The 15,748-nt window shown below is 56.9% G+C and carries 14 protein-coding genes; 10 read left to right on the top strand and 4 right to left on the bottom strand.

The genetic code is table 11. The features are described 5' to 3' along the window. The first annotated feature begins 76 nt into the window (after positions 1-76). Both gcvP and AC6I8E_RS15035 read left to right on the top strand, forming a co-directional pair. A complete protein-coding gene (gcvP, locus tag AC6I8E_RS15040; protein ID WP_418162752.1) occupies positions 77-2,950 on the top strand; it encodes an aminomethyl-transferring glycine dehydrogenase in 2,874 nt (957 codons plus the stop codon). A gap of 66 nt (positions 2,951-3,016) precedes the next feature. Beyond that, the gene (locus AC6I8E_RS15035) at positions 3,017-3,760 is read left to right on the top strand and encodes an SDR family oxidoreductase (protein ID WP_033784003.1); all 744 of its coding nucleotides are present in this window, start codon (positions 3,017-3,019) and stop codon (positions 3,758-3,760) included. Between the two features lie 17 nt (positions 3,761-3,777). Here the strand turns inward: AC6I8E_RS15035 and AC6I8E_RS15030 are convergent, their stop codons facing one another. Both AC6I8E_RS15030 and AC6I8E_RS15025 read right to left on the bottom strand, forming a co-directional pair. Continuing rightward, a complete protein-coding gene (locus tag AC6I8E_RS15030; RefSeq protein WP_497824188.1) occupies positions 3,778-5,217 on the bottom strand; it encodes a 6-phospho-beta-glucosidase in 1,440 nt (479 codons plus the stop codon). Between the two features lie 115 nt (positions 5,218-5,332). Next, positions 5,333-6,052, bottom strand: a complete 720-nt coding sequence (locus tag AC6I8E_RS15025) for a MurR/RpiR family transcriptional regulator (protein WP_013358940.1) — start codon at positions 6,050-6,052, stop codon at positions 5,333-5,335. Between the two features lie 170 nt (positions 6,053-6,222). On the opposite strand from AC6I8E_RS15025, the gene trhA reads away from it, so the two are divergent. Next, positions 6,223-6,888 (top strand): PAQR family membrane homeostasis protein TrhA, encoded by a 666-nt coding sequence (trhA, locus tag AC6I8E_RS15020; protein WP_313678110.1) that lies wholly within the window; start codon positions 6,223-6,225, stop codon positions 6,886-6,888. Between the two features lie 49 nt (positions 6,889-6,937). On the opposite strand, the gene ygfZ is transcribed toward trhA, so the two are convergent. Beyond that, on the bottom strand, positions 6,938-7,924 hold the full coding sequence (gene ygfZ, locus AC6I8E_RS15015; protein WP_497824187.1) for a tRNA-modifying protein YgfZ: 987 nt from the start codon (positions 7,922-7,924) through the stop codon (positions 6,938-6,940). Positions 7,925-8,150: 226 nt separating this feature from the next. Between ygfZ and sdhE the strand changes: the two genes are divergently transcribed. Together sdhE and AC6I8E_RS15005 are read left to right on the top strand one after the other, a co-directional pair. Continuing rightward, complete coding sequence (gene sdhE / locus AC6I8E_RS15010) at positions 8,151-8,417, top strand: FAD assembly factor SdhE (RefSeq protein ID WP_497824186.1); 267 nt, start codon at positions 8,151-8,153, stop codon at positions 8,415-8,417. Next, the gene (locus tag AC6I8E_RS15005) at positions 8,392-8,802 is read left to right on the top strand and encodes a protein YgfX (protein WP_497824185.1); all 411 of its coding nucleotides are present in this window, start codon (positions 8,392-8,394) and stop codon (positions 8,800-8,802) included. The genes sdhE and AC6I8E_RS15005 overlap by 26 nt, the downstream gene beginning before the upstream one ends. A gap of 72 nt (positions 8,803-8,874) precedes the next feature. Here the strand turns inward: AC6I8E_RS15005 and fldB are convergent, their stop codons facing one another. Next, positions 8,875-9,393, bottom strand: coding sequence for a flavodoxin FldB (gene fldB / locus AC6I8E_RS15000; RefSeq protein WP_201253051.1), 519 nt, complete (start codon positions 9,391-9,393; stop codon positions 8,875-8,877). Between the two features lie 102 nt (positions 9,394-9,495). Between fldB and xerD the strand changes: the two genes are divergently transcribed. The 5 genes from xerD (at position 9,496) to lysS (ending at position 15,718) form a co-directional block, all read left to right on the top strand. After that, positions 9,496-10,389 (top strand): site-specific tyrosine recombinase XerD, encoded by an 894-nt coding sequence (gene xerD / locus AC6I8E_RS14995; RefSeq protein ID WP_013358934.1) that lies wholly within the window; start codon positions 9,496-9,498, stop codon positions 10,387-10,389. A 21-nt stretch (positions 10,390-10,410) separates the two neighbouring features. After that, on the top strand, positions 10,411-11,124 hold the full coding sequence (gene dsbC / locus AC6I8E_RS14990; protein ID WP_013358933.1) for a bifunctional protein-disulfide isomerase/oxidoreductase DsbC: 714 nt from the start codon (positions 10,411-10,413) through the stop codon (positions 11,122-11,124). Between the two features lie 3 nt (positions 11,125-11,127). Continuing rightward, positions 11,128-12,864: a single-stranded-DNA-specific exonuclease RecJ gene (recJ, locus tag AC6I8E_RS14985; protein WP_147790018.1), complete on the top strand. Its 1,737-nt coding sequence runs from the start codon at positions 11,128-11,130 to the stop codon at positions 12,862-12,864. A gap of 232 nt (positions 12,865-13,096) precedes the next feature. After that, positions 13,097-14,195, top strand: a protein-coding gene (gene prfB / locus AC6I8E_RS14980) for a peptide chain release factor 2 (RefSeq protein WP_098052461.1) whose coding sequence is annotated in 2 segments (ribosomal slippage) — positions 13,097-13,171 and positions 13,173-14,195 — 1,098 coding nt in all. Because the reading frame shifts where the segments join, the coding sequence is not laid out codon by codon here. Between the two features lie 2 nt (positions 14,196-14,197). Beyond that, positions 14,198-15,718: a lysine--tRNA ligase gene (gene lysS / locus AC6I8E_RS14975; RefSeq protein ID WP_013358930.1), complete on the top strand. Its 1,521-nt coding sequence runs from the start codon at positions 14,198-14,200 to the stop codon at positions 15,716-15,718. Positions 15,719-15,748: the final 30 nt, after the last annotated feature.

The following is a 15,748-nucleotide window of genomic DNA, read 5'->3' as shown; positions in this document are numbered from 1 at the left end:
CAGGCGGCCTCGTGCAGAGGCCGCAGATTTCTGTTTGCTCTCCGGTTCCCCCAGCCCGATTCAGGATTTACTGCTAATGACTCAGACTCTCAGCCAGCTTGAACACAACGGTGCATTCATTGAGCGCCATATTGGTCCTTCACCTGAGCAGCAGGCGCAGATGCTTGACGCGATTGGTGCCCGTTCGCTGGACGCGTTAATCAGCACGATTGTGCCGGCAGACATTCAGCTGCCTGGCCCGCCCGCGGTGGGCGAAGCCGCTACGGAACAGCAGGCGCTGGCCGAACTGAAAGCCATTGCCAGCCAGAATCTGCGGTACAAATCCTGGATAGGTATGGGATACAGCGCGGTCATCACCCCGCCGGTCATCCTGCGTAACATGCTGGAGAATCCGGGCTGGTACACCGCCTATACGCCGTATCAGCCTGAAGTTTCACAAGGCCGTCTGGAAGCGCTGCTGAACTTTCAGCAGCTGACGCTGGATCTCACCGGCATGGATATCGCGTCCGCCTCGCTGCTGGATGAAGCCACTGCCGCCGCCGAAGCGATGGCAATGGCAAAACGCGTCAGTAAGCTCAAAAACGCCAATAAATTCTTCATTGCCGACGATATTCATCCGCAGACGCTGGATGTGGTCCGTACCCGTGCGGAGACGTTCGGCTTCGAACTGATCATCGACAGCGCCGACAAGGCATCCGATCACGACGACCTGTTTGGCGTGCTGCTGCAACAGGTGGGCACAACGGGTGAAGCGCACGATTACAGCGCGCTGATTGCCGGGCTGAAAGCACGCAAAGTCGTAGTCAGCATGGCGGCGGACTTTATGTCGCTGGTGTTACTGGAAGCGCCAGGTAAGCAGGGCGCAGACATCGTCTTTGGTTCCGCTCAGCGCTTCGGCGTGCCAATGGGTTACGGCGGCCCGCATGCCGCCTTCTTCGCCAGCCGCGATGAGCATAAACGCTCCATGCCAGGCCGCATCATCGGTGTGTCACGTGATGCCGCAGGCAATACGGCGCTGCGTATGGCGATGCAGACCCGCGAACAACATATCCGCCGTGAAAAGGCCAATTCCAACATCTGTACTTCTCAGGTGCTGCTGGCCAACATCGCCGGTCTCTACGCGGTGTTCCACGGGCCGGCCGGTCTGAAACGCATTGCCTCACGCATTCACCGCTTCACGAATATTCTGGCAGCCGGACTGCAACAGGGTGGCCTGAAGCTGCGCCATCAGCACTGGTTCGATACGCTGACGGTGGAAGTGGCGGATAAAGCCGCCGTGCTGAACCGCGCCCTGAGCTTTGGCGTTAACCTCCGCAGCGACATCCATAACGCCGTTGGCATCACGCTGGATGAAACCACCTGCCGCGACGATATTCTGGCGCTGTTCGCTATTCTGCTGGGTGATGAGCACGGCCAGGATCTGGAAAAGCTCGACAGCGAAGTTGCCAGTGAAAGCCACGCGATTCCGGCTGGCCTGCAACGCCACAGCGAAATCCTGACCCATCCGGTGTTCAACCGTCATCACAGCGAAACCGAGATGATGCGTTACATGCACAGCCTGGAGAAAAAGGATCTGGCGCTGAATCAGGCGATGATCCCGCTCGGTTCCTGCACCATGAAGCTCAACGCTGCTGCCGAAATGATCCCGATCACCTGGCCGGAATTTGCAGAATTACATCCGTTCTGCCCGGCTGAACAGGCTACCGGCTATCTGCAGATGATCGGCCAGCTTTCACAGTGGCTGGTGCAGCTCACCGGCTATGACGCACTCTGTATGCAGCCGAACTCCGGCGCGCAGGGTGAATATGCCGGGCTGCTGGCGATCCGCCGCTATCACGAAAGCCGCGGCGAGGGCGATCGTCATCTCTGCCTGATACCGAGCTCGGCGCACGGTACGAACCCGGCATCCGCCCAGATGGCGGGCATGGACGTGGTGGTGGTGGCCTGCGATAAACAGGGCAACATCGACCTCGGCGACCTGCGCGAAAAAGCGGCGCAGGCGGGCGATAAGCTCTCCTGCATCATGGTGACGTATCCGTCCACCCACGGCGTTTACGAAGAGACCATCCGTGAGGTGTGCCAGATTGTGCATCAGTACGGCGGCCAGGTTTATCTGGATGGCGCGAATATGAATGCGCAGGTCGGCATTACCACGCCGGGCTACATCGGCGCCGATGTCTCGCACCTCAATCTGCATAAAACCTTCTGCATTCCGCACGGCGGCGGCGGTCCGGGTATGGGACCGATTGGCGTGAAAGCGCACCTGGCGCCGTTTGTTCCGGGGCACAGCGTGGTGCAGATCGACGGTGTGCTGACGCAGCAGGGCGCGGTCTCCGCAGCGCCGTTTGGCAGCGCCTCGATTCTGCCGATCAGCTGGATGTACATTCGCATGATGGGCGCGGAAGGGCTGAAGCAGGCCAGTTCAGTCGCCATTCTGAATGCCAACTATATTGCCAGCCGCCTGCAGTCCGCCTATCCGGTGCTTTACACCGGCCGTGACGGACGCGTAGCACATGAGTGTATTCTCGATATCCGCCCGCTGAAAGAGCAGACCGGAATCAGTGAGTTGGATATCGCTAAGCGCCTCATTGATTACGGATTCCACGCACCGACCATGTCTTTCCCTGTGGCAGGCACGCTGATGGTGGAGCCGACCGAGTCAGAGAGCAAAATCGAACTGGATCGCTTTATCGACGCGATGCTGGCGATCCGCATGGAAATTGACCGGGTTACGGCAGGTGAATGGCCGCTGGACGACAATCCACTGGTGAATGCGCCGCATACCCAGCTGGAGATCGTCAGTGAGTGGTCACATCCTTACAGCCGCGAACTTGCCGTCTTCCCGGCGGGCAGCCACAACAAATACTGGCCGACGGTGAAACGTCTGGATGATGTATTTGGCGACCGTAATCTGTTCTGCTCCTGCGTGCCGATGAGCGACTATCAGTAATCTTCGCACAGACAAGCATTAACCATCAGGGGCCGCTTCGTCGGCCCTTTTTTCTGGAGAATCAGCATGAAACTGGCACTGGTTACGGGTGGCAGCCGCGGTATCGGACGGGCCACCTCGCTGTTACTGGCCGCGCGGGGTTATCGGGTTGCGGTGAACTACCGTCAGCGCGAGGCAGAAGCGCAACAGCTGGTGGCACAGATCCAGCAGCAGGGCGGTGAAGCCTTTGCGGTTCAGGCGGATATCAGTGATGAAGCCCAGGTGATGGCAATGTTTGCGCAGCTCGACCAGCAGTCTGTGCCGCTGGCGTTGCTGGTGAACAACGCCGGGATTCTGTTTCAGCAGTGCCGTACAGAGCAGCTGGATGCGGCGCGCCTGCATAAGGTCTTTGCCACCAACGTCATCGGGACCTTTCTCTGTTGTCGTGAGGCGGTGAAGCGGATGGGCACCCATCACGGCGGTCAGGGCGGCGCGATCGTAAACGTCTCGTCGGCCGCGTCACGTACCGGTGCGCCTGGTGAATATGTCGATTACGCCGCCTCAAAAGGGGCGATGGATACGCTGACGAAAGGATTGTCGCTGGAAGTGGCGCAGCAGGGGATTCGGGTTAACGGCGTCCGTCCGGGATTCATCTATACAGAGATGCATGCCGATGGCGGCGAGCCAGGCAGGGTGGACCGGCTTGCCAGCATTATCCCGATGGGACGTGGCGGTGAGGCAGAAGAGGTGGCGGAAGCGATCGTCTGGCTGGCCAGCGACGCGGCCTCTTACGTCACCGGCAGCATCATTGACGCTGCCGGTGGGCGTTAACGGGTTTCAGTAATGAATCAGAGGTTTTCGCCGTTGCTGGCGATAACCTGCTGATACCAGCTAAAGCTCTTCTTCTTCGCACGAGAAAAGTCGCCGCTGCCATCATCGTTTTTATTCACATGAATAAAGCCGTAACGCTTGTCGTACTGGCCGGTGGTAAACGAAACGCAATCCAGGCAGCCCCACGGCGTATAGCCCATTAATTCGACGCCATCATAGGTCACGGCTTTCTTCATCTCTTCGATGTGCGCACGCAGATAGTCGATACGGTAATCATCTTCAATCAGCCCGTCGGCATTGGGCTTATCAATAGCACCAAAGCCGTTTTCCACAATAAACAGCGGCTTCTGATAACGCTCGTACATCTCGTTCATGGCATAGCGCAGGCCCACCGGGTCGATCTGCCAGCCCCAGTCTGACGCTTTCACATGCGGGTTTTTCACCACGCCTTCAAAGCCGGTAATCGGGTCGTCAACGCCGCTGGCATCGGTCTTCACGGCGTTACTCATGTAGTAGCTGAAGCCGACATAGTCGGCGCAACCCTGGCGCAGCGTCTCGGCATCGTCCGCTTCCATCTGGATGTTATACCCTTTGCGCGCCCACTCTTTCAGGGTGTACGCCGGATAGTAGCCGCGCATCTGCACGTCACTGAACACATAGCGCTGATGCATCGACTCCTGGGCCAGCACCACATCGTCCGGATGGCAGGAAAACGGGTAGACCGGGACCATGGCGATCATGCAGCCAATCTGAAAGTCAGGATTGATAGCGTGACCGAGTTTGACCACTCTGGCGCTGGCAACAAACTGGTGGTGCATCACCTGATACATTGCCTCTTCAGGCTTCTCGTGTTCGGTGAAGATCACGCCTGAACAGCAGTAACCAAACAGCGGGTACTGCCAGTTACGCTGATTGTTGATCTCGTTAAAGGTCATCCAGTATTTCACTTTGTTCTTATAGCGATTCAGCACCACTTCGCTGAAGCGCACAAAGAAGTCGACCACTTTACGGTTATGCCAGCCGCCATACTCTTTGACCAGGTGATAAGGCATTTCGAAGTGCGAAAGGGTGATAACCGGTTCAATGCCATACTTCAGCAGTTCATCAAACAGATCGTCATAGAATTGCAGACCCGCTTCGTTGGGCTGCTGCTCATCCCCGTTGGGGAAAATGCGGGTCCAGGCAATGGAGGTGCGGAAGCATTTGAAGCCCATCTCGGCAAACAGCGCGACATCCTCTTTGTAGTGGGAGTAAAACTCCACGCCCTTGTGGTTCGGATAAAAATGGCCAGGCTGCACGCCGTCGGTGATCACCCGGTCAACGCCATGCGAACCGCCGGTCAGCACGTCAGCAATGCTGACGCCTTTGCCGCCCTGATCCCAGCCGCCTTCAACCTGATGCGCCGCCACCGCGCCGCCCCACAGAAAGCCTTTTGGTAACTGCAATTCTGCACTCATGCTCCACCCCATTGCGGATATTGAAATTGGGCTGAGTGTAGCAAGGCAATAATGAAAGTCACGATATAACAGCGCGCCAGTCATTGCGTTTGTTACACCTGAAAAACAGGCTGTTTTATTTGCCTAGCTGGCGGCCGATCGCTTCAATAATATAGGTCACTGGCACCTGCGTCGTAATATCGGTGTTGTCCGCCATGCGGATAATCGGCACATGGTAGCAGAGGTTGAAATCACCAATCTTCGCCAGCGAGCAGCTTTCCGTATTGGTTATCGCAATGATTCTGCACTTATTCAGACTGAACTGGCTGGCAATACGCAGGATCTCTTCGGTTTCACCAGAGACGGATAAAATAATGGCAATGGCATTTTCATAGAGATCGGGAGCGACCGGGTAATAGGGATCGTCAATCGCATGACTGAATTTACCGAGATTGGAAAAAAAGCGCGCGCCATATTTTGCCAGGCTGCCGGAGGTGCCGACACCAATAAAGAAGACCCGCTCAGCCTGATTAATTTTCTGCGCGGCCTGGGCGATGAGCTGTTCAAATTCCGGGTTATTAATACTTTTAAAAAAGCTCAGCATCTCGCTGACGCCCGCCGTGTTGAGCAATGGCGCGCTCTGTTTTTCGCTTAAGCGCAGGCGGATGCGGAATTCCGACCAGCCTTCGCAGTCCATCTTGCGGCAGAAACGCAGCACGGTGGTGGTGGAGACACCAGCCTGCGCAGCCAGCTCGCGGATCGTCATGTAGCTGACGCCTTCGCGATGCTTAATGATGAACTGATAGACCTGCATTTCCAGATCGTTAAGGCGGGCAAGATCGCGATGCGAAAACATGGATGGCTCATTGAACAGTTGACCGGCGGTCAGTTTACCAGATTCAGCACCGGGTTTAACGGAGAGTGAATTTCAGCTAAATAATTTTAGCGTACACGTGTACACTGAAAAAATTATTGGCTACGCTGGGTAACAGTTATGACTGCTATGGCGCTGTTCAGGAACCGGATATGACCACTACACTCTCTCAAAAACACCGGCCCGCTGCGGGTTATTCAGTTGCTGAAGAAATTGCCAACAGTATCAGTCACGGCCTTGGCTGCCTGTTCGGTATCGTCGGGCTGATACTGATGATCAGTCAGGCCACTGCGCGGCAGGCGGACACCCTCACTTTTATCAGTTACAGCCTCTATGGCGGTAGCATGATCCTGCTGTTTCTGGCCTCGACGCTCTATCATGCGGTTCCGGATGGACCGGCCAGACCCTGGCTGAAAAAGCTGGATCACTGCGCCATCTATCTGCTGATTGCGGGCACCTATACGCCGTTTCTGCTGGTCGGGCTGAGGACGCCGCTGGCATATGGATTAATGGCGGTGATCTGGGGGCTGGCGCTGGCAGGTATCGTGTTTAAGCTTACGATTGCGCATCGTTTTAAAGCGCTGTCGCTGGTGACCTATCTCTGTATGGGGTGGCTGTCGCTGATTGTGGTTTACCAGCTGGCGATGATCCTGCCAGCGGGCTGTATCTGGCTGCTGGCCGCAGGCGGGATTATCTATTCGCTGGGCGTGATCTTCTATGTGGCGCGCCGCATTCCCTATAACCATGCCATCTGGCATTTGTTCGTGCTGGGCGGCAGCCTTTGCCACTTCTGCGCCATCTACTTCTATGTGCGCTGAGTAGATTGCGGCATGGCCCTTCCGTTAAAGGAAGGGCCTGGACGTTACATCACTCTTCAGTCAGCGAGTAGGGTAGTGGCTGAATGGTCAGATACCCGCCCTCGTCACCTTCAACCCGCAGCACGCTATCCGGCTCCAGATCGTTATTCAGCACCACCTGAATCCAGCTGATGCCGTCATCTAACTGCACCGCAGCCAGCACGCTGCCGGTACGACGCCAGCGTTCACCCATCTGCAACTCCAGCGGGGCGTTGGCTTCGGGCAGATGACTGGCCTGACCCGCCAGCCAGTAAAGCGCGCGTTTATTGGCACCGCGATATTTCGCTCTGGCGACCATCTCCTGACCGGCATAGCAGCCCTTTTTAAAGCTGATGGCATCCAGCGCCTGCAGGTTGGTGGCCTGCGGAATAAATTGCACGCTGGTGGCCGGATCGATCACCGGAATTCCCGCTTCAATCTCCAGCGCCAGCCACTGCTGACTGTCATTGAACTGCGCATCATCATTAAGCTTCTGCTTCAGCGTCTCAGCCTGTGCCTGCGAGGTAACAATCAGAAAACGTTCGGCGGGATGGGCAAACCACAGCAGCGTCGTTTCTCCCTGCTGTACCACCGGTTTCTCGTTGTCGGGCAGGGTATCAAACAGATTCGCCAAGGCGGCACGCGCCTGAAAACCGGCTACGCCCAGCAGCACAGACTCGTCGTCAGCCGCCATCGTCACTTTCGAAAACACCGCGTATTTTTTTAACTCGGTCAACTGGGTGTCGCGCAGGTCACGGCGAATCAGATAGGCATAGCCTTCGCCGCGATGGAACAGGCGCATATTGCTCCACATTTTGCCTTTAGCATCGCAGTGTGCGGCGGGCGAATGGTGGTCTGCATCCAGCGCCGCGACATCCAGCGTTAACTGACCTTGCAGGTAAGCGGTGCTGTCGGCACCGGTAATGGAAATCAGCGCCCAGCTATCCAGTGACATCAGGGTTAACGGCAGACGAGACGACGCGGCAGGCTGGCGCGGCGGTAAAGTAAAAGTGGGCATGGAGGTATCCTGTATAAGAAGCTTCATCCGGAACATTGTCTTCAATGTTAAAAGAGCCGACTGGCAATGCAACCTGTTTACGGAAAACGGCGCACAAAAGGCGTGATAACCCTGAAAACAGATAATCTTAAATGTGGCAGGTTGCACAGCCTGCGACGCTGCGCCTGCGAGCCGCAGTAAACCAGGTTACACTAGCGGCCACGTTGTGAATTGTGGAAATTGACGCATGGATATTAATGATAAATCACGTATTCAGTGGGCCTGCCGTCGCGGCATGCTGGAACTGGATGTGGCGATTATGCCGTTCTTCAAATTTGAGTATGACACGCTGAACGACACGGATAAGCAGGTCTTTGTTGCCCTGCTGAAGAGTGACGATCCCGATCTGTTTAACTGGCTCATGAATCATGGCGAGCCAGCCGATCCGGAGCTTAAGCGGATGGTAAATCTGATCCAGCAGCGTAACCATGATCGCGGCCCGGTGGCAATGTAAGCTGCGACCCTCTCGCCTGGCGTGCGGATGTCTGTGCGCCTGGCTGGTGGCTGCCGTTCCTGGTGTAATCCTGATGACGCTGCCTGTGGGCGGCTGGCTGATTAAAACGCTGGTTATTCTGCTGATGCTGGCTGAAGGCTGGCGTTGTTACCGGCGATTGATTCGGCGACACGGCACATTGCAGCGGGAAAGCGTTCATTGCTGGATCTGGCAGGGAAAACGCTGGCGGCCCACCCAGCCGCTGCGGTGGTTACCGATTGGCGTACTGCTGGTAGCGAAGAGCGAGCAGGGGGCTGCGCTGCGCTGGTGGCTGATGCAGGACAATATGCAGCCGGACGAATGGCGGGCGTTACGCGCCAGCTGCTTCAGTAAGGCGCGGCATTAACGGCAACAGGGCTGGCAATCATCGTCTGCTGGCGCATGGGTTCAACAACAGCAAACCAGCGCGCCTGACCGGTCAGAGCAGTGCGGCGGTTTCGGTTAACACCTGTTCACACCACTGCTCAACACGCTCATCGGTGACCTCAAACTGATTCACATCATCCAGCGCCAGCCCCACAAACTGCGCGCCATCGGCACTCAGCGGTTTCGGGCTGGTAAATTCATAGCCTTCAAGCGGCCAGTAGCCGACAAAGCGCACGCCCATCGGCTGGAGCAACTCGTGCAGCATGCCGAGCGCATCTAAAAACCACTCGCCATAGCCAATCTGATCGCCCATGCCATAGAGCGCGACAATCTTGTTTTGCAGATTCAGCGCGGGCAGTTGCGTCCAGATGGCTTCCCAGTCCTCCTGCAACTCACCGAAATCCCAGGTCGGTATGCCCATGATCAGCAAGTCGTACTGTTCCATCAGGCGCGGGTCGTCATCTTTGACGTTATGCAGCGTTACTAACTCTTCGCCAACAAAATCGCGAATTTTTTCCGCTACGATTTCGGTGTAACAGGTACTGGAACCGTAAAAAAGACCGATTTTCATGCAGATAACACTCTGTAAATACTGACTTTGGCGCAATTGTACCAGAAGCACCGCTGAATCAGGCATAATGAGCATGATTTTACACCAGACGGCGGAGATAACGTGCAGGACAGTGAACTGACAGAACAGTTTCTTGATGCGCTCTGGATTGAACGCAATCTGGCGCAGAATACTCTCTCCTCTTATCGTCAGGATCTTCAGACGCTGACCGGCTGGCTGACGCATCACCAGCTGACGCTGCTCAGCGTGACGCCGCTGGATCTGCAGCAGTTCCTGGCCGAACGGCTGGAGGGCGGCTACAAGGCGACCAGCTCAGCGCGGCTGCTCAGCGCGATGCGTCGCCTGTTCCAGTATCTTTATCGCGAAAAGCTGCGCCCGGACGATCCCAGCGCGTTGCTGTCCGCGCCAAAACTGCCGCAGCGTCTGCCGAAAGATCTCAGTGAAGCCCAGGTTGAGCGGCTGTTGCAGGCACCGGATACCAACATTCCGCTGGAGCTGCGCGACAAGGCGATGCTGGAGGTGCTCTATGCCACCGGCCTGCGCGTCTCTGAACTGACTGGACTGACGCTCAGCGACATCAGCCTGCGCCAGGGCGTCGTGCGGGTTATCGGTAAAGGCGATAAAGAGCGGCTGGTGCCGTTAGGTGAAGAAGCGGTTTACTGGCTGGAGCAATATATGGAACATGGTCGCCCATGGCTGCTCAATGGTCAGACGCTGGACGTGATGTTTCCCAGTAATCGGGCACAGCAGATGACGCGCCAGACCTTCTGGCATCGCATCAAGCATTACGCCACGCTGGCGGGGATCGACAGCGAAAAGTTATCGCCGCATGTGATGCGTCACGCCTTTGCGACCCATCTGCTGAACCACGGCGCGGATCTGCGTGTCGTACAGATGCTGCTGGGACATAGCGATCTCTCTACCACCCAAATTTATACGCACGTTGCCACTGAGCGCCTGCGTCAGTTGCATCAACAACACCATCCGCGAGCCTGATTCGCGGTCATAAGGATAAAAATGAACAAGCATTTTGCCATGCTGGCCCTGTTAGCCAGCGCCTTTTCCGGTCTGGCACAGGCCGATGACAGCGCCATTCAGCAATCTCTTAAAAAGCTCGGTCTGAACCAGACGGAGATCAGCCCGTCACCGCTGCCGGGATTTAAAACCGTGCTGTCGGAAAGCGGCGTGCTCTATGTGACCGATGACGGCAAACATATGATTCAGGGCCCGCTCTATGATGTCAGCGGCAAACAGCCGGTCAACGTCACCAACCAGCTGCTGGACAAAAAAGTCGAGGCGCTGGTGCCGGAAATGATCGTCTATAAAGCGCCAAAAGAGCAGCATGTGATCACGGTCTTCACCGACATCACCTGCGGCTACTGTCACAAGCTGCACGAGCAGATGGCGGACTACAATGCGCTGGGCATCACCGTGCGCTACCTGGCGTTTCCGCGTGAAGGGCTGAATGGTCAGATCGAACCAGCGATGAAAGCGATCTGGTGCAGCGCTGATCGCAATAAAGCGTTCGATGAGGCGATGAAAGGCAATGCACCGAAAATGGCCGCGCCGGACAGCTGCAAAATCGATATTGCTCAGCACTACAAACTGGGCGTGCTGTTCGGCATTCAGGGCACGCCCGCGATGCTGACCGACACCGGCATGATGATCCCGGGTTATCAGTCGCCGCAGGAGCTGAAGCAGGTGCTGGACAATCAGAAGCGTGGTGGTTAATCGGTGTTAAAACAGGAAGTGGAACTGCGTCGCCGGGAGGTGACGGTTGATGATGCGCTGCCGGCTACGCTGCCGCCGCTGCTGAAACGACTCTATCTGCAACGCGGCGTGTGCGACGCCGCGGAACTGGAGCGCGGTGCGAAAAACCTGCTGCCGTATCAGTCCTTAAGCGGGATTGAGAGCGCTGTGGCGCTGCTGCACCAGGCGCTGCTGGATGGGCGTCGCATTATGGTGGTGGGCGACTTTGATGCCGATGGCGCAACCAGTACTGCGCTGACGGTGATGGCGCTGCGCAGCATGGGGGGCGGCAACGTGCAGTATCTGGTGCCTAACCGCTTTGAAGATGGTTATGGCCTCAGTCCGGAAGTGGTTGAGCAGGCGCGCGCGCGCGGTGCCGCGATGATCCTGACGGTCGATAACGGCATCTCCTCTCATGCCGGTGTGGAATGCGCACATCAGCACGGTATTCCGGTGCTGATTACCGATCACCATCTGCCGGGCGAAACCTTACCGGCCGCTGAGGCGATCGTGAATCCCAATCTGCCGGACTGCAACTTTCCCTCACGTGCGCTGGCGGGCGTTGGCGTCGCGTTCTATCTGATGCTGGCACTGCGCGCCCATCTGCGTACCCAGGGCTGGTTTGGCGCTACCCGCGCTGAACCGAATCTGGCGGATATGCTGGATCTGGTGGCGCTCGGCACGGTAGCCGATGTGGTGCCGCTCGACGTTAATAACCGCATTCTGGTGTGGCAGGGGCTCAGCCGTATCCGGGCCGGAAAATGTCGGCCAGGCATCCGGGCGCTGCTGGAGATTGCGAATCGCGATGCGCGTCAGCTGGCGGCCAGCGATCTCGGTTTCGCGCTGGGGCCGCGGCTCAACGCCGCAGGCCGCCTCGACGATATGTCGGTGGGCGTAGCGCTGTTAATGACCGACGATCTCAGCCAGGCGCGCATGCTGGCCAGTGAACTGGATGCGCTGAACCAGACGCGCAAAGAGATAGAGCAGGGCATGCAGAGCGAAGCGCTGGCGCTGTGTCAGGCGCTGGAGCGTGAACAGAGCGATCTGCCGCTGGGACTGGCCTTTTATCATCCCGAATGGCATCAGGGCGTGGTGGGCATTCTCGCCTCTCGTCTGAAAGAGCGTTTCCATCGTCCGGTCATTGCCTTTGCGCCGGCCGGCGACGGCACGCTGAAAGGTTCGGGCCGTTCGATTGCCGGTCTGCATCTGCGCGACGCACTCGAGCGTCTGGACACGCTGAATCCAGGCCTGATGCTGAAGTTCGGCGGTCACGCCATGGCGGCCGGTTTATCGCTGGAAACCGCACGTTACGAGGAGTTTCGTCAGCGCTTTGCCGACCTTGTCGGTGAGTGGCTGGATGGCGAATCGCTGCAGGGCATCATCTGGTCCGATGGCGCGTTACAGCCGCAGGAGTTTTCGCTGCAGACCGCAGAGATGCTGCGCGAAGCCGGTCCCTGGGGCCAGGCGTTCCCGGAACCCGCGTTTGACGGCAAATTTAAGCTGCTGCAACAGCGTCTGGTGGGCGAGCGTCATCTGAAAGTGATGGTCGAGCCGCTTAATGGTGGGCCGCTGATCGATGGTATCGCCTTTAATGTCGATACCACGCTTTGGCCCGACAGCAGCATTCGTCAGGTCGAACTGGCGTATAAGCTGGATATTAATGAGTATCGCGGTAACCGCTCAGTGCAGCTGATCATCGACCATATCTGGCCGCTGAACTGAGTCAGACAGGCTGTCGCGACTCTCCGGCCACGGCAGATGCGCGACAGCCTGATTATCCCCTGCATTAACCCGCTACCTGCGAGCATGTCGACGCGCTGCAAGACGCAAATGCGACACGTCACACAACCCCGGCATCCGCCCGCTGTCTCAGCGCTACAATCTGCCGCCAGTTTCGGGTAAACTTGTGCGTTAATTTTCCTGTCCCATCGAACATAAGAAAGACGCTAAAGCCATGTTTGAAATCAACCCGGTCAAAAACCGTATTCAGGACCTCAGTGAGCGCAGCGACGTTCTTCGGGGGTATCTTTGACTACGATGCCAAGAAAGAACGCCTCGAAGAAGTAAACGCCGAGCTGGAACAGCCCGATGTCTGGAACGAACCTGAGCGTGCTCAGGCGCTGGGCAAAGAGCGCTCCTCGCTGGAAGCCATCGTGCAGACGCTGGAACAGATGTCGCAGGGCCTGGAAGATGTGCAGGGTCTGCTTGAGCTGGCCGTAGAAGCGGAAGACGAAGAGACCTTCAACGAAGCCGTTGCCGAGCTGGATGTCCTTGAGGGCAAGCTGGGCGAACTGGAATTCCGCCGCATGTTCTCCGGCGAGTATGACAGCGCCGACTGCTACATCGATCTGCAGGCGGGTTCCGGCGGCACCGAAGCGCAGGACTGGGCCAGCATGCTGATGCGTATGTATCTGCGTTGGGCCGAAGCAAAAGGCTTCAAAACCGAAATTATCGAAGAGTCTGAAGGTGAAGTTGCGGGCATCAAGTCGGTGACCATTCGCGTGTCAGGCGACTACGCCTTTGGCTGGTTGCGCACCGAAACGGGCGTGCATCGCCTGGTGCGTAAGAGCCCATTCGACTCCGGCGGCCGTCGTCACACCTCCTTCAGCTCAGCCTTTATTTACCCGGAAGTGGATGACGATATTGATATCGACATCAACCCAGCCGATCTGCGCATTGACGTCTATCGTGCGTCGGGTGCGGGCGGCCAGCACGTTAACCGGACCGAATCTGCGGTGCGTATTACCCATATTCCAACCGGTACCGTCACCCAGTGTCAGAACGACCGTTCTCAGCACAAGAACAAAGATCAGGCAATGAAGCAGATGAAAGCGAAGCTGTACGAGCTTGAGATGCAAAAGAAAAATGCTGAGAAACAGGCGCTGGAGGACAACAAGTCCGACATTGGCTGGGGAAGTCAGATCCGTTCTTACGTTCTCGATGATGCACGCATCAAAGATCTGCGCACAGGCGTAGAGACGCGTAACACCCAGGCGGTGCTGGACGGCGATCTGGATCGTTTCATTGAAGCTAGTTTAAAAGCAGGGTTATAGACATGTCTGAACAACAACCGCAGAGCGCTGATGCCGCCGTTGAGTTAAATAACGAACTGAAAACGCGCCGTGAAAAGCTGAGCGCGCTGCGTGCCAACGGTCTGGCGTTTCCCAACGATTTCCGTCGTGACAGCCTTTCGAACCAGCTGCTGGAAAGCTATGGCGAGAAGAGCAACGAAGAGCTGGAAGCGCTGGGTATCGAAGTCAGCGTCGCCGGCCGCATGATGACCCGCCGTATCATGGGTAAAGCCTCTTTCGTCACCCTGCAGGATGTGGGCGGCCGGATTCAGCTTTACGTTTCACGTGACGATCTGGCGGAAGGCATCTACAACGAGCAGTTTAAGAAATGGGACCTCGGCGATATCCTGGGTGCGCGTGGCAAACTGTTCAGAACCAAGACCGGCGAACTGTCGATTCACTGTTCAGAACTGCGTCTGCTGACCAAAGCACTGCGCCCGCTGCCGGATAAGTTCCACGGCCTGGCCGATCAGGAAACCCGTTACCGTCAGCGTTACCTTGATCTGATCGCCAACGAAGAGTCTCGCAACACCTTCAAAATTCGTTCGCAGATCATGGCCGGTATTCGCCAGTTCATGGTGGGCCGCGACTTTATGGAAGTGGAAACCCCGATGATGCAGGTGATCCCGGGCGGTGCCTCTGCGCGTCCGTTTATCACCCATCACAATGCGCTGGATATCGACATGTATCTGCGTATTGCGCCAGAGCTCTACCTGAAGCGTCTGGTGGTGGGCGGCTTCGATCGCGTATTCGAGATCAACCGTAACTTCCGTAACGAAGGTATTTCGCCACGTCATAACCCAGAGTTCACCATGATGGAACTCTATATGGCTTATGCGGATTACAAAGATCTGATCGAGCTGACCGAAAGCCTGTTCCGTACGCTGGCGCAGGATGTGCTGGGCAGCACGGTTGTGCCTTACGGCGAGCAGGAGTTTGATTTCGGCAAGCCGTTTGAAAAACTGACCATGCGTGAAGCGATTAAGAAATACCGTCCGGAAACGGATCTGGCCGATCTGGAAGACTTCGACAAAGCCGTGGCGATTGCACAATCCCTGCACATCAAAGTAGAGAAGAGCTGGGGTCTGGGCCGCGTCGTGACCGAGATCTTCGAAGAGACGGCAGAAGCGCATCTGATTCAGCCAACCTTCATTACCGAATATCCGGCTGAAGTCTCTCCGCTGGCCCGCCGTAATGACGAGAACCCGGAAATCACCGATCGCTTTGAGTTCTTCATTGGTGGTCGTGAAATCGGCAATGGCTTCTCCGAGCTGAACGATGCAGAAGATCAGGCTGAGCGTTTCCTGCAGCAGGTGAATGCCAAAGATGCGGGTGACGACGAAGCGATGTTCTACGACGAAGACTATGTCACCGCACTGGAACACGGTCTGCCGCCAACCGCGGGTCTGGGCATCGGTATTGACCGTATGGTGATGCTGTTTACCAACAGCCACACTATCCGTGATGTGATCCTGTTCCCGGCATTGCGTCCAGGCAGCAAGTAAGTCTGACTGTTCTCAGAAAAGGCCGGGCAT

Source organism: Pantoea sp. X-Soil-YNGN-785 (genome assembly GCF_059730585.1).
Note: the sequence above shows the minus strand (reverse complement) of the source record. Positions and strands in the feature narration are given on the sequence as shown.